15 protein-coding genes and 4 tRNA genes are annotated in these 14,120 nt (G+C 26.1%); 5 read left to right on the plus strand and 14 right to left on the minus strand.

Annotated elements, in window-relative coordinates; all coding sequences use genetic code 11:
• Positions 1 to 16 precede the first annotated feature (16 nt).
• From rplJ to RJT54_RS00190, 9 genes are all read right to left on the minus strand, one after another.
• Positions 17 to 517, minus strand: a complete 501-nt coding sequence (gene rplJ / locus RJT54_RS00150; RefSeq protein WP_343128220.1) for a 50S ribosomal protein L10 — start codon at positions 515 to 517, stop codon at positions 17 to 19.
• A 76-nt stretch (positions 518 to 593) separates the two neighbouring features.
• Positions 594 to 1,286, minus strand: a complete 693-nt coding sequence (gene rplA, locus RJT54_RS00155) for a 50S ribosomal protein L1 (RefSeq protein ID WP_343128221.1) — start codon at positions 1,284 to 1,286, stop codon at positions 594 to 596.
• A complete protein-coding gene (gene rplK / locus RJT54_RS00160; protein WP_343128222.1) occupies positions 1,287 to 1,715 on the minus strand; it encodes a 50S ribosomal protein L11 in 429 nt (142 codons plus the stop codon).
• 59 nt (positions 1,716 to 1,774) lie between these two features.
• The gene (nusG, locus tag RJT54_RS00165) at positions 1,775 to 2,323 is read right to left on the minus strand and encodes a transcription termination/antitermination protein NusG (protein WP_343128223.1); all 549 of its coding nucleotides are present in this window, start codon (positions 2,321 to 2,323) and stop codon (positions 1,775 to 1,777) included.
• A 2-nt stretch (positions 2,324 to 2,325) separates the two neighbouring features.
• Positions 2,326 to 2,514: a preprotein translocase subunit SecE gene (secE, locus tag RJT54_RS00170; protein WP_343128224.1), complete on the minus strand. Its 189-nt coding sequence runs from the start codon at positions 2,512 to 2,514 to the stop codon at positions 2,326 to 2,328.
• A gap of 196 nt (positions 2,515 to 2,710) precedes the next feature.
• Positions 2,711 to 2,785 (minus strand) — tRNA-Thr (locus tag RJT54_RS00175).
• An 8-nt stretch (positions 2,786 to 2,793) separates the two neighbouring features.
• Positions 2,794 to 2,865, minus strand: a tRNA-Gly gene (locus tag RJT54_RS00180).
• A gap of 16 nt (positions 2,866 to 2,881) precedes the next feature.
• A tRNA-Tyr gene (locus tag RJT54_RS00185) sits at positions 2,882 to 2,964 on the minus strand.
• Positions 2,965 to 2,980: 16 nt separating this feature from the next.
• Positions 2,981 to 3,053: transfer RNA gene (locus RJT54_RS00190), tRNA-Thr, on the minus strand.
• A gap of 194 nt (positions 3,054 to 3,247) precedes the next feature.
• Between RJT54_RS00190 and RJT54_RS00195 the strand changes: the two genes are divergently transcribed.
• The 4 genes from RJT54_RS00195 (at position 3,248) to argH (ending at position 7,668) form a co-directional block, all read left to right on the plus strand.
• The gene (locus RJT54_RS00195) at positions 3,248 to 4,144 is read left to right on the plus strand and encodes a methylenetetrahydrofolate reductase (protein ID WP_343128225.1); all 897 of its coding nucleotides are present in this window, start codon (positions 3,248 to 3,250) and stop codon (positions 4,142 to 4,144) included.
• A gap of 66 nt (positions 4,145 to 4,210) precedes the next feature.
• Positions 4,211 to 4,876, plus strand: a complete 666-nt coding sequence (locus RJT54_RS00200) for a hypothetical protein (RefSeq protein WP_343128226.1) — start codon at positions 4,211 to 4,213, stop codon at positions 4,874 to 4,876.
• Between the two features lie 127 nt (positions 4,877 to 5,003).
• Positions 5,004 to 6,209: an argininosuccinate synthase gene (locus RJT54_RS00205; RefSeq protein ID WP_428994172.1), complete on the plus strand. Its 1,206-nt coding sequence runs from the start codon at positions 5,004 to 5,006 to the stop codon at positions 6,207 to 6,209.
• A 67-nt stretch (positions 6,210 to 6,276) separates the two neighbouring features.
• Positions 6,277 to 7,668, plus strand: a complete 1,392-nt coding sequence (gene argH, locus RJT54_RS00210) for an argininosuccinate lyase (protein ID WP_343128228.1) — start codon at positions 6,277 to 6,279, stop codon at positions 7,666 to 7,668.
• 100 nt (positions 7,669 to 7,768) lie between these two features.
• On the opposite strand, the gene rpoD is transcribed toward argH, so the two are convergent.
• From rpoD to rpsU, 3 genes are all read right to left on the minus strand, one after another.
• Entirely contained in the window at positions 7,769 to 9,595 is a 1,827-nt protein-coding gene (rpoD, locus tag RJT54_RS00215) for an RNA polymerase sigma factor RpoD (protein ID WP_343128229.1), read from the minus strand.
• An 86-nt stretch (positions 9,596 to 9,681) separates the two neighbouring features.
• A complete protein-coding gene (dnaG, locus tag RJT54_RS00220; protein ID WP_343128230.1) occupies positions 9,682 to 11,406 on the minus strand; it encodes a DNA primase in 1,725 nt (574 codons plus the stop codon).
• A gap of 46 nt (positions 11,407 to 11,452) precedes the next feature.
• Complete coding sequence (rpsU, locus tag RJT54_RS00225; protein ID WP_343128231.1) at positions 11,453 to 11,668, minus strand: 30S ribosomal protein S21; 216 nt, start codon at positions 11,666 to 11,668, stop codon at positions 11,453 to 11,455.
• Between the two features lie 112 nt (positions 11,669 to 11,780).
• On the opposite strand from rpsU, the gene tsaD reads away from it, so the two are divergent.
• Positions 11,781 to 12,794: a tRNA (adenosine(37)-N6)-threonylcarbamoyltransferase complex transferase subunit TsaD gene (gene tsaD, locus RJT54_RS00230; RefSeq protein ID WP_343128232.1), complete on the plus strand. Its 1,014-nt coding sequence runs from the start codon at positions 11,781 to 11,783 to the stop codon at positions 12,792 to 12,794.
• 7 nt (positions 12,795 to 12,801) lie between these two features.
• On the opposite strand, the gene ribB is transcribed toward tsaD, so the two are convergent.
• Positions 12,802 to 13,449, minus strand: a complete 648-nt coding sequence (gene ribB, locus RJT54_RS00235) for a 3,4-dihydroxy-2-butanone-4-phosphate synthase (protein WP_343128233.1) — start codon at positions 13,447 to 13,449, stop codon at positions 12,802 to 12,804.
• Between the two features lie 146 nt (positions 13,450 to 13,595).
• Positions 13,596 to 14,099, minus strand: coding sequence for a PTS glucose transporter subunit IIA (gene crr, locus RJT54_RS00240; protein ID WP_343128234.1), 504 nt, complete (start codon positions 14,097 to 14,099; stop codon positions 13,596 to 13,598).
• Positions 14,100 to 14,120: the final 21 nt, after the last annotated feature.

A 14,120-nucleotide genomic window follows, 5' to 3' on the forward strand; every position in this document is an offset into this window, starting at 1 on the left:
TTTACTACAGTAGTATTTATTTTAATATTATTTTCTTATCTTTAATCGCTAATAATGTAGAAAATAATTGTCCTATCGTTGCAGTTTTTATGGTTATTATAAAACGTGTTATTGCTTCTTTGAAATTTGGTAAATTTGCTAAATCATGAATTTCTATCTGTGATAGAATTTTATTATTCAAGGCAGCGGTTATAATTGAAAAGCCTTGATTTTCTTGAGAAAATCTTTGAAATATTTTTGCTGCACTGCCTGGATTATCTAATGAAAAGCCAATTAGAGTTGATCCGTTAATTTTTGTATTTAAGCATGCTAATTGTGTATCTTTTAAAGAAAGTTTGAGCAAGGTATGCTTTATGACATATAAAAATACGTTTTCTGTACGACTTATTTTTCTTAATTCGGTAATTTTATTTGCTGGGATATTTTTTAGTGTTGCAATAACTGCAGATAATGCTGTTTTTGCAATTTGATTAATTTTTATAACGATATTTTTTTTTTCTGCTAAATTTAATGCCATGTATTTTATTGATCCTTCATGAAAGTTATAAAGATATCTAATGAGTACATCATAATATTAAATCATTTTCTATTATTTATATTATACTATTTAAATCAATTATAATTCCACAACCCATTGTAGTTGATAAGGTCATTTTTTTAATAAAATTTCCTTTTAAGTTTTTTGGTTTTAGTTTTTTTATTTCTGTAATAAATTGTTTGATATTTTCATGTATTTGATTATCTGAAAAATTAATTTTTCCAATTGTAGTATGTATTATTCCGTTTTTATCATTTTTATATCTTATATTACCTTTTTTAGCATTTTTTACTGCTGTTCCAATATTTTCTGTAATTGTTCCTGTTTTTAAATTTGGCATCAGTCCTCTTGGACCTAATATTGGTCCTAATTTACTAACAATATGCATAGTATCAGGGGAGGCTATAACAATATCAAAATTATTTTTTTTGTTTTTTAAAATTGGTATTATATCTTCATTACCCGCGATATTAGCGCCATTATTTCTTGCAATTTGTATGTTTTCACCTTGTGTAAAGACAGCAATTTTAATATTTTTACCTAAACCATGTGGTAATATTGTTGCACCTCGGATGGTTTGTTCTGTTTTTTTTGGATCGATACCTAAATTCATTGCAATATCTATGCTTTCAATAAATTTATGTGTTTTGTATTTCTTTAAAATAGTAATGGCTTGTACAATATTATATTCTTGATTGAGGTTAATTTTTTTATATATAATTTGTTTTTTTTTTGTAATTTTAATCATTTAGTCCTCAATTGTTAATCCCATAGATCGTGCTGTTCCTTGGATGGAATTTTTAATTTTATCAAGATTCGCGCCTGTCATATCTGACAATTTAATTTTTGCTATTTCTTGCATTTGTTGTTGGGTAATATGTCCCACTTTTTCTATTTTAGGTTTTTTAGAGCCTTTTTCAATTTTAGAGTATTTTTTTAATAAAAAAGACGCTGGAGGAGTTTTTGTTATAAATGTGAATGATCGATCAGTATACACTGTAATCACTACTGGAATTGGCATACCTTTTTCTAAATTTTTGGTTTTTTCGTTAAATGATTTACAAAATTCCATAATATTTACTCCTTTTTGCCCTAACGCGGGTCCGATTGGGGGGCTAGGATTTGCCATTCCTGCAGAAATTTGTAACTTGATATATGATTGTATTTTTTTTGCCATAATTTCTCTTTATGTAAATAAAAGATTTTTTATTTATACCAATATAGTATTATATATTTTTATGTATTTTTTTCAACTTGACTAAAATTTAGTTCTACTGGTGTAGAACGGCCAAAGATTGATATTGACACTGTCAATCTGTTTTTTCCATAATCTATATTTTCCACAATTCCTATAAAGTCTATAAATGGTCCGTTTTTTACTCTTATTTTTTCTCCTGGTGTAAATATAATTTTTGGTCTTGGCTGATCTCCCAATTCTGATAATCGGCGATTAATTTTATCAATTTCACTATCATCAATAGGAGAAGGTTGGTTTGAGGCGCGTCCTATAAATCCAATAACTTTTGGAACGCTCTTTATAAGAGACCAACTTTTTTCATTTAAATGCATATTAATAAAAATATATCCAGGAAAAAATTTAATTTCACTTTCTTTTTTTTTTCCAAATTTTATTTCTACTACTTGTTCACCTGGTGCCATAATTTTTCCGAAAAGATTTTGTGCTTGACTAGATGCGATTTGTTCTTTTATTTTTTGTATTACATAGTTTTCCAAACCTGAAAACGTTTGTAAAATATACCAACTTTTTTTGTTATTATTATACATTTTTAAAACCGTATATTGATAATAGATGATATTATAAAAAACAAAGTTTTATCTATAACCCATAAAACTAAAGATAGTATAGTACTTACACTAAATATCGTGAATGTCATTTGTAGTGTAGTAGTATATTCTGGCCAACATATATTATTAATTTCGTTTTTTAAACGTTGTATGAAATATAATATTTTCATATATGAAATGTAATTTTTATTATTTTTAATATTTTCATGATATTTTTTCAATAAATATTATATATTATTACATAATATAATATGTTTATAATATTATACTATATATAATATACTTTTATTTTTATAATTATTTTTATAATATTTTAATTTTTTGGATTTATTGAGTATCTTTTTATTATATAAAATTTTATTGTTTTGCTGATACCCAGATTCGAACTGGGGACCTCACCCTTACCAAGGGTGTGCTCTCTACCAACTAAGCTATATCAGCTAAATATCAGCGGGTAGCGGGAGTCGAACCCGCATTTTTAGCTTGGAAGGCTAAAGTAATAACCATTATACCATATCCGCATTTTTATATTTTATATGGTGGAGGAAGGATTCGAACCTTCGAAGTCGTTAGACGACAGATTTACAGTCTGCTCCCTTTAGCCGCTCGGGAACTCCACCGAAAAATAATAATTTATGCCGGCTACCGGAATCGAACTGGTGACCTACTGATTACAAGTCAGTTGCTCTACCTGCTGAGCTAAGCCGGCTAAGTATTTTTTTCTCTTACTTTATATATTACTTTTAGATCATGAATTATGCAAGTTGAAATTTCATATTTTTAAAGTTTTATTCCGTTTTATACAAAATATTTGTAATCAACTATAATATTATTATATATTATTAAAAAATATAATTTTAAAAATATGATATAAATTATATTAATTATACCTGGTATATATTTATGAAAAATAATTATAGTCATCATGATACTTTGTATCAAACTATTTTTGATATTCAATCTACAGTAAATTTTTCTTTTGAGTTTTTTCCACCAAAAACATTATATAATATAAATAACAATTTTTTACCCACAATTAATAAATTAAGTATATTTAATCCAAAATTTATTTCAGTAACATGTTCTCCACAAATAGAATATTCGATTGATTATACTTATCAAGCTATTCAGAATATTCCTAAGAATTTAAGTTTAAATATTGCTCCTCATATTACATATATTAATAATATTAATAAAATTTCTGAATTAGCTCAACGATATTGGGATCATGGTATTAAAAATATTGTTGCTTTACGTGGTGATGTTATATCACAAGAATATTGTACAGAAGTTTATGCTTGTGATTTAGTTACATTATTAAAAAAAATTGCTGATTTTGATATTTCGGTTGCAGCATATCCTGAGATGCATCCTGAAGCACAGAGCGCTAAATTAGATTTATTATATTTAAAAAAAAAAATTGATTGCGGTGCAAATAGAGCAATTACACAATTTTTTTTTGACGTTGATAAATATTTAAGGTTTAGAGATCGTTGTATTGCGATTGGTATTGATGTTGATATTATTCCAGGCATTTTACCAATTTTAAATTTTCAACAATTACAACGATTTGTAAAGTTAACAAATGTTTATGTACCAACTTGGATACATAATATTTTTTATAATCTTGATAGTAATAATTCTACTTTGAATAAAATGGCTAGTTTAATGATATGTGTAAATATTATTCAAAGATTATGTACAGAAGGGGTAAAAAACTTTCATTTTTATACACTAAATCAATTTGATATTACATATTCTTTATGTACATTATTAAAAAACAAGATAAAAGTAAATTAATTTTTATGTTATAAGTTTTATTCGAGATAGAACCAATATAATTTGTATTTAAATGAGTATATTTATATGAATGATATATTAGTCATCAAATTAGGAGGTATTTTATTAACTAGTAATTATGTTGTTAATAATTTTTTTAAAATATTATCTCAATATAAAAAGTTAGATCAGCATATATTACTTNTGCATGGANGGGATAGTTGGGCAAAGTCTTTATTTTATAATTTTACTGATTGTATACAAGATAATCGATTGTGTAAGTTAGATTATAAGAATAATACTAATAATGATTTTAAAATAGGTTTATTTGCAGGCACTATCAATTTAAATCTTGTAAAATATGCTGGTATGCATGGTTTTAATGCCATTGGTTTACATTATACGGATGGCGATACTCTAGTTTTTAATTCAGAACATATACAAGATTTTTTATTTTTTAAAAATAATTCATTAAAGTTGATTCATTATCTTTTTAAGTCTAATATGATACCAATTATTAGTTCCACTGGTATTACTAAAAATCATATATTAATTAATATTGATTCTGATGTAATAGCTGCATTATTAGCACAAGAATTACAAGTGTGTTTGATTATGTTAACAGATGTTGGTGGGGTGCTAAATGGTGAGGGCCATATAATAAAAACCATGAATTATAACATGTATCACCAATTAATGTTGGATGGTATTATTAATGAGGGTATGATGATCAAGGTTAATGCAGAGCTATGAGAGTTTCAAAATATTTAAAACAAGTAGTGTACATTGCAGGTTGGATAGATTATATATAATTAAAAAAATTTTTTTATGATCATAATATTGGTACTATGATTGTAAATATAGATAAGGAAATTTCTTTGTGAACAGTATGAATAATAGAAAGGTTGTTTTAGCATATTCTGGGGGTTTAGATACTTCCGCGATTATTCCATGGGTTAAAGAAAATTATTCATTAGATGTTATAGCGTTTGTTGCAGATATTGGACAATCTAAAAAAGAATTGGACGGAATATTTGAAAAAGCTATACAGTCAGGAGCGATAGATTGTTGTATTGTTGATTTAAAAGAAAAGTTTATTCGAGATTATATTTTACCAGTATTGAGTACTGGTGCACTATATGAAGGTAATTATTTATTGGGAACGGCTATGGCAAGGCCAATTATTGCAAAAGAACAAATAAAATTGGCGCTTCAAAAAAAAGCTATTGCGGTTTGTCATGGTGCAACTGGAAAAGGTAATGATCAGATTAGGTTTGAAATGGCATATGCGGCCTTAGCTCCTAATTTACAAGTATTATCTCCATGGAGAGAATGGAAATTATCGTCTCGTGAAGAATTAATTGAATATTTAAAATTGAGAAATATTCCAACAACTGCTACAAAAGAGAAAATTTATAGTAGAGATGAAAATATTTGGCATATTTCCACAGAAGGTGGAATATTAGAAGATACTTGGAATGCTCCGGATAAAAATTGTTGGGTTTGGACAAACGATCCTATTTCTGCTCCAAATGAAGCTGAATACGTAACGATAGAATTTAAAAATGGATACCCAATTTCTGTTAACGATAATAACTTGAGTTTATTAGGTGTGTTAACGTTTTTAAATCAAATTGGTTCAAAACATGGTATAGGTCGTATTGATATTGTTGAAAATCGTGTGACTGGTATGAAATCACGAGGATGTTATGAAACCCCTGGTGGAACAATTTTAGTAACAGCAATGAGAGCAGTAGAACAATTAGTATTAGACCGTCATAGTTTTCAATGGAGAGAACAACTTGGTTTAAAAATGTCTACTGTGGTATATGATGGACTTTGGTTTACACCTGTTCGAAAAGCAATACAAAATTCAGCGATGGTTTTTTTTAATATGTTATCTGGTAAAATTGTATTACAGTTATATAAAGGTAATGTTTTTGTTATTAAAAAATATGCTAAACATACATTATATTTAGAAGAGTTTGCAACTTTTGGTAAAGATACAGTCTATAATCAGAATGATGCTCAAGGGTTTATTAAATTATTATCTTTATCTTCTAAAATTCGAGCACTACAAAAATAAATGATATTACAATTTTTTTTAAACAGTTTATATATTTTTATGAATATTTTAAAGGTTTAATAAATTTATGAATCAAAATAAAAAATTGTGGGGTGGTCGATTTTATCAAAAAACGCATCCATTGTTTGAGAAATTTAATAATTCTTTACAGGAAGATTATTTTTTAGCAAAATATGATATATTAGGTTCAATTGCATGGTCAAAATCTCTATTGGAATGTAATATCTTAACTGGGGATGAACAACATAAAATTGAATATGCATTAAAAAAAATTCTAAAAATAGTAGACCGTAACCCTATAATCATGTTAGATTCAACAGTAGAAGATATTCATAGTTGGGTAGAATTAAAATTAATTAATCTTGTTGGTCATTTGGGTAAAAAATTACATACTGGTCGTAGTCGAAATGATCAGGTTACAACAAGTTTAAAATTATGGTGTAAATATATTATCAATGAATTAATTTTTTATTTAAAAAAACTACAATATACATTAATTTTACAAGCTGAGATCTCTTCTGCATATATTATGCCAGGATATACTCATTTACAAAGAGCACAGCCCATTACCTTTGCTTATTGGTGCCTGGCATATATTGAGATGTTGCAAAGAGATGAAAATAGATTAAAAGATGCATTATTAAGACTCAATATTAGTCCTTTAGGATCTGGTGCTTTATCTGGCACATTTTGTAATATTAATCGAGATAGATTAGCGTTAAATATGGGTTTTTACAGTTCTACACAAAATAGTTTAGATGCTGTTTCTGATCGTGATTATGTGCTAGAATTATTATCCATCTCATCGATTAGTATGATGCATTTATCAAGATTATCTGAAGATTTAATTTTTTTTAATTCTGGAGAGGTGAATTTTATTGAACTATCAGATTATGTGACTTCTGGTTCATCTTTGATGCCTCAAAAAAAAAATCCAGATGCATTAGAGTTGATTAGAGGTAAAACAGGTACAGTATATGGTTGTTTAATGAGTATGTTAGTCGTATTAAAAGGATTACCTTTGTCTTATAACAAGGATATGCAAGAAGATAAAAAAATTTTATTTTCTGCAATTGATAATTGGATTATGTGTTTAAAGATGACTTCTTTAGTCATAAAGACTATAAAGATTAATCAAGATGTATGTTTAACGTCTGCTAAAAAAGGGTATGCTAATTCTACTGAATTAACAGAATATTTAGTTAATAAAGGTGTAACATTTAGAGAAGCACATTTTATTGTTGGAAAAATCGTTTTAGAAGCAATAAAAAAAAAATGTACTTTAGAGGATTTAAGTCTTAATTGTTTTAAAAAATATCACCAGGCTTTTCAAAATGATTTATATAAAAAATTAAATATTTTCATGTGTATTAATAGTAAGAATTCAACCGGTGGTGTTTCTTCGCATCAAGTATTAAATCGTATTTTACAAGTTAAACGTAATTTATATTCTAATTGATTTTTAATTTTTTATATGATTTAATTTTGTAATAATAGTATTATAAAATAATTAGCTTCCGATTAGTTTTAGGAAGCTATATTTATGTTTTTCATATTAATTAGTCATCTAAAAAATTTTTTAAAATATCTGATCTGCTTGGATGTCGTAATTTACGTAATGCTTTTGCTTCAATTTGTCTAATTCGTTCTCTAGTTACTGAAAATTGTTTACCGACTTCTTCCAGAGTGTGATCGGTATTCATATCAATTCCAAAACGCATTCTTAGTACTTTAGCTTCTCTGGGGGTTAGTGCAGATAAAATATTATATGTGGCTAATCTTAAACTATCAGTTGTTGCTAAGTTAATTGGTAATTCTAAATTTGTATCCTCGATAAAATCACTTAATTGTGAATCTTCATCATCACCAACTGGTGTTTCCATGGAAATCGGTTCTTTAGCTATTTTTAATACTTTTCGAATTTTTTCTTCTGGAATCAACATTCTTGTTGATAGTTCTTCAGGTGTTGGTTCTCGGCCAATTTCTTGTAAAATTTGTCTAGAAATACGATTTAGTTTATTAATAGTTTCAATCATATGTACTGGTATGCGTATTGTTCTCGCTTGATCAGCAATGGATCGTGTAATAGCTTGTCTAATCCACCAGGTTGCATATGTAGAAAATTTATATCCTCTCTTATATTCAAATTTTTCAACAGCTTTCATTAAACCAATGTTGCCTTCTTGTATAAGATCTAAAAATTGTAGGCCCCGATTAGTGTATTTTTTAGCAATAGAAATTACTAGTCTTAAGTTTGCTTCGATCATTTCTTTTTTAGATTTTTTAGTTTGTATTTCTCCCATAATCATCTGTCTATTAATATGTTTGATTTCATATATCATTAATCCAGTTTCTTTTTCTATTTGTTTTAATCTTTGCATGATTATACAAAATTTATTTTTATATTTATCAAGTTTTTCTGCCCATGATATTTTTAGTTTTCCGATATTATGTAACCATGTTTTATTAGTTTCGTTATCAATAAAAAATTTTATAAATATTTTTTTTGGGATTTTGCATTTTTCGATGCATAATTTCATAATAATACGTTCTTCTGTTCTAATTCTTTGTATCATATTACGCATATTATGCATTAAATAATCAAATTGTTTAGGTACTAATTTGACTGTTTTAAACATTATTGAGAGTTTGTAAATTTCTTGTTTTATATCTTGATTATGTCGATTTTTTTTATTAGCAATTTTAGACACTTTGATATATTGATTTTTTAATTGCATAAAAAAGTTTTCTGCTAATTCTGGATCAATATTGTATTCTTCTGTAGTTATAGTAGTGTCTGTTTTTTCAATATTAGTATCATTATTAATATTTTGGTTATTATTCAAATTAGGTTGTATGAAAAAATTCTTTTTTATTCCAGATTGTGTAAAACCGGAAATTACATCAGATAGTCGAATTTGTCCTAACTGTACGCGTTCATATTGATTTAATAGATAAATAATCGCTTCAGGATATGTAGATACTGAAGATTGGATTTGTTTCATACCTGATTCAATTTTTTTTGCAATATTAATTTCTCCTTCTCGTGTTAATAATGCAACAGTTCCCATTTCGCGCATGTACATACGAACCGGATCGGTTGTTCGTCCTACTTCTGTATCTGTATCAGTATTTCCTGTTTTTGTTGATATATTCGTATTTTTATTTTTTTTTTTATTCATGTATAAATCTTTCGTATTTTTTTTTGGTATTTTATCAATGACTTGAATACCCATATCATTAATCATTTGAATAATATCTTCAATTTGATTAGAGTGAATAACTTCTTTTGATAAGAAGTTATGAATATCTAGATAAGTTAAATATCCTTGTGCTTTTCCGTGTATGATCAGTAATTTAATTTTTAATTGTGAATTTTGTTCCATAATACATTTCCTGTGGTATTCTGTTTAATATCAATGAATTATATATTGTAATAAAATCTCTATTTTATATTTTAAATATGATATTATTAATTATGTGATAATGTTTTATTAATTTTCCATAATATACATTTTTCATCATAATTTAGATGAGTTAATCTATCTTTGATGATTAATTTTTGATATTTTTTATCTAGAGCGATATAGTATATTTTTTTAATTAAATTAATAAATACATGATTTATTGTATCGTGATCAATAAAATTATTCCAGTATGCTAATTTAGTAACCACAGAAAAAATATTTTTATTTCTATAAAATTCAATAATTTGCCCGGTATTAATATTATTATATTTTCTACAAATATGTAAAATTTCCAAAAATAAAGATAAGCCATTAATATGAATCGTTTTGAGTTCATTAATATCAAATATTAAAATATTACTTAATTCAGGATTTTGTATAATTAAACTAATTAAAATCCGTATATTATTTGGTTTAATCACTTTATTAAGTATATAATGTTTTTTTTTATAGAATATTTGATTTAATTGTATTTCGTCAAAAATACCTATTTTTTGTCCAATAATTTTTTTTAAATGTATTTTAATATATGTATTGGGTATTTGATGAACTAATGGTACAGCAATATTAAGCATGTTATTTATTTCATATAATGAATTTAATTTCAGATTTTTTATGAGCATGTTAAATAAAAACTGTATTATATTTATAGAATGCTTCATTCTTTTTTTAAATTTTATAGTACCTTCTTTATGAATCAGACTATGTGGATCTTCTCCTGTTGGTAAAAACATAAATTCAATATTTATATTTTGGTGTAGGTGTGATAACATAAGTTGCATAGTTCTCTGAGATGCTTTTTTTCCTGCTATATCGCCGTCATAGCAGAAAATAATATGTTTACTAAATTTTAATAGTAGGTTGATTTGGTATTTTGTAATAGTAGTTCCTAGGATCGCTACTGTATTATGGATATTAAATTGGGTTAATGATATAACATCAAAATATCCTTCTACTACTAGTATATATTTATTGTTGGATTGTATTTGTACTTTTTCAATTCCGTATAGTTGATAACTTTTATTAAATATTGTATTTTGTGGTGAATTAATATATTTTGGATAATTATTATTTAAATTCCGTCCTCCAAAACCAGTAATTTTACCATATTGATTTTTAATGGGAAAAATAATTTTTTTATAAAATCGATCATATTGATAGGTATGGTTTTTATTAAATAAAATGCCTAGGTGTATTAAATAATCAATATATATGTTATTATGAATATTTTTTGATAAAAAAAATGGATTATTAGAAAATCCAATATTAAAGTTTTTTATTGTGTTTAATGTAATATTTCTATTTTGTAAATATTGTATTGCTTCTTGAGAATATTTTAATTGAATATTTTTACAATATAATTTTGCTGATTCTTGTGTCGCTTGATATAGTTGATTTTTATAATATGCTGTTTTTGTATTATTTGCATGAGTTTTTTTAAGTGTTATACCTGTAATACTTGAAAGTTCATATATACTTTCTAAAAAACTCATGTGATCGTATTGCATTAAAAAATCAATAATATTACCGTGTACATGACATCCGAAACAATAAAAATATTGTTTTTCATAGTTTATAGTAAATGATGGTGTATTTTCTGTATGAAATGGACATAAAGCATAATAATTTTTACCGATTTTTTTTACTTTAATACGTTCATTAACAATATTTACGATATTTGTTTGATCAAGTAGTTCTTTGATAATATCCGATGGTATAAATTGATGCATATTATATTATCTATAATTTTATTGAAAATGGAATTTATATATTATATTAGTATAAACGTACACGACGAGCATTTTCTCGAGATAATTTTTTTATCAGTCTTTTAATAGCAGAAGCTTTAGCTCTTTTTCTTTGTGTAGTAGGTTTTTCATAAAATTCTCTTCTACGAATTTCAGATAGTATTCCTGATTTTTCGCATGCTCTCTTAAAACGTCTTAATGCTACATCAAATGGTTCATTATCTCTTATTTTAATAACTGGCATAAGTTATGTCCTTAAATTTGTTATTTAAAAATATTTTTTATTTTTAATATATATATTATATAATATCTTATTTTAAATATTTAAATAAGTGTGTTATGTTTAGGGATAAAATATGCGTATATTAGGTGTAGAAACTTCTTTTGATGATACCGGTGTTGCTATTTATGATGACCAGAGTGGATTATTAATCAATAAATTATTACATCAAAATAATATACATAGTAAGTATGGTGGTGTAGTACCAGAGTTAGCATTTCGACAATATATATATCAAGTTGCTCCATTAATTAGAGATGTTATAAAAAAATATAATATTTGTTTAGATAGTATTAACGGTATTGCATATACTGCGGGTCCAGGTTTATCTGGTTCTTTACTGATTGGTGCAGCAGTAAGTTGTGCTTTTGCTTATTCCTGTAATATTCCTGCGATTCCAATCAATCATATGGAAGCGCATTTATTATCACCAATGATGGAAAATAATTCTATTCAATTTCCTTTTATTGGTTTATTGGTATCAGGAAAACATACGCAATTAATTAATGCACATAAGTTAGGTCAGTATGAAATTTTAGGTAATACATTGGATGATGCTGTCGGGGAAGTATTTGATAAAGTTGCTCAAGCATTACATTTAGGGTATCCAGGCGGAGCACTACTATCACAATTTGCACAAAAAGGAGAATTAGGTAAATTTGTTTTTCCTTTTCCCATGAAAAATAATTCAGGATTCAATTTTAGTTTTTCAGGATTAAAAACTTTTACATTAAAGTTAATACAACAAAATCTTCATAATATTCAAAATTTACATAATATTGCTTGTCAATTTGAATATACAGTATTTGATATTTTAAGACATAAAACGTATTATGCTGTACAAAAAGCAGGTTATAATCGTGTTATTGTTGCTGGAGGTGTGAGTGCAAATTTAAGATTAATTCATTTATTGAAATCAACGTTTCAAGACAATAATATAGTATTATATTCTCCAAGTGTTAATATTTGTACGGATAATGCAGCAATGATTGCATATTTAGGGTTTTTATATTTTCAATCTGAAAGTTTCACTCAAAACACAGATATTTTTATTAATCCCCGTTGGTCCATGGCGAGTATAAAAAAATGATACATAATTAAATATATATATTATTTCTTACGTATAATATTAAATCATCTATTGTTAATACTGGCATATTATGTAAATAAGAAAATTGTATAATGTCTTTGATTTGTGCCATACTACCGTCTTTATTTGTAAGTTCACAAATTACACTCATAGGTTTAAAACCTGCTAAAGACATTAATGTAATTGATGCTTCTGTATGACCTGGTCTTAATAATAAACCCCCTGAATGGGCACATAACGGGAATACATGACCGGGTTTATTAAAATCACTTGATCGTGCAGTATCTGAGATAGCTGTTTTTATTGTTTTCAGTCTGTCTTTAGCGGATACACCTGTTGATATACCCTTTGCTGATTCAATGCTAATTGTAAATCCTGTATGATAAGTACTAGTATTATTTTTTACCATCATTGGTAAATCTAACTGTTTTCTTTTTTTTTCAGTAATACATAAACAAACAATGCCACTACCATAACGTATTGTTAATGCCATTTGTTTAATTGTCATGTTCTCACATGAAAATATCAAGTCACCTTCATTTTCTCGATTTTTATTATCTATTAAAATAACACCTTGATGTAAACGTAATGCCAAGATTGCTTTTTTTATTCTGGTGTTATAATGACTGAGTTTTGATAAACAAAATTTTTTCATAAATGGATTTCATTCTATGGAGTAAATTAAAATGTTTTATATCATATAATAAATATTAACGATTGTATAATATATATTGATTTTGTATATCATTGACTGTTGAAAACGGCACTATATTTTATCGTACCGTTTCAAAAAATTGTTTTTTATTTAAAAATTTTCATAATTAGCGTTTTTCCCGCTTTGACTGTTCCTGAATATTTTGTTATTTTTTTTATTTCATCTATATTTGAAACAACAACTGGCGTTAAAATAGATTTTGCATTATTTTTTAGGAATTGTAAATCATATTCAATGATTGTATCACCGATATTAACGTATTGGTTTTCTTTTGCAATTTGTTTAAATCCCTTTCCTTTTAATAGAATTGTATCAATACCAAAATGTACAAAGATTTCTATTTTTTCTTTCGATAGGATTGAAAAAGCGTGCATAGTTTTAAAGATTTTACCAATAGTGCCTGCAATAGGTGCAACAATTCTTTGACCTGATGGATTAATAGCTATACCATCACCAATAATTTTTTTTGAAAATACTTCATCAGGAACAGATTGTAAGTTGACTACGATTCCAGAAATAGGAGCAAAGATTTTTATATTTTTTTCTAATAAATGTGATTTTTTATTAAAAAAGTTAGAAAATAAGTTCATAATTTATTCTTAATTAGTGTA

Origin of the sequence: Buchnera aphidicola (Takecallis taiwana) (genome assembly GCF_039355125.1) — a bacterium.
In the GTDB taxonomy this organism is placed as follows: Bacteria; Pseudomonadota; Gammaproteobacteria; order Enterobacterales; family Enterobacteriaceae; genus Buchnera_L; species Buchnera_L aphidicola_AG.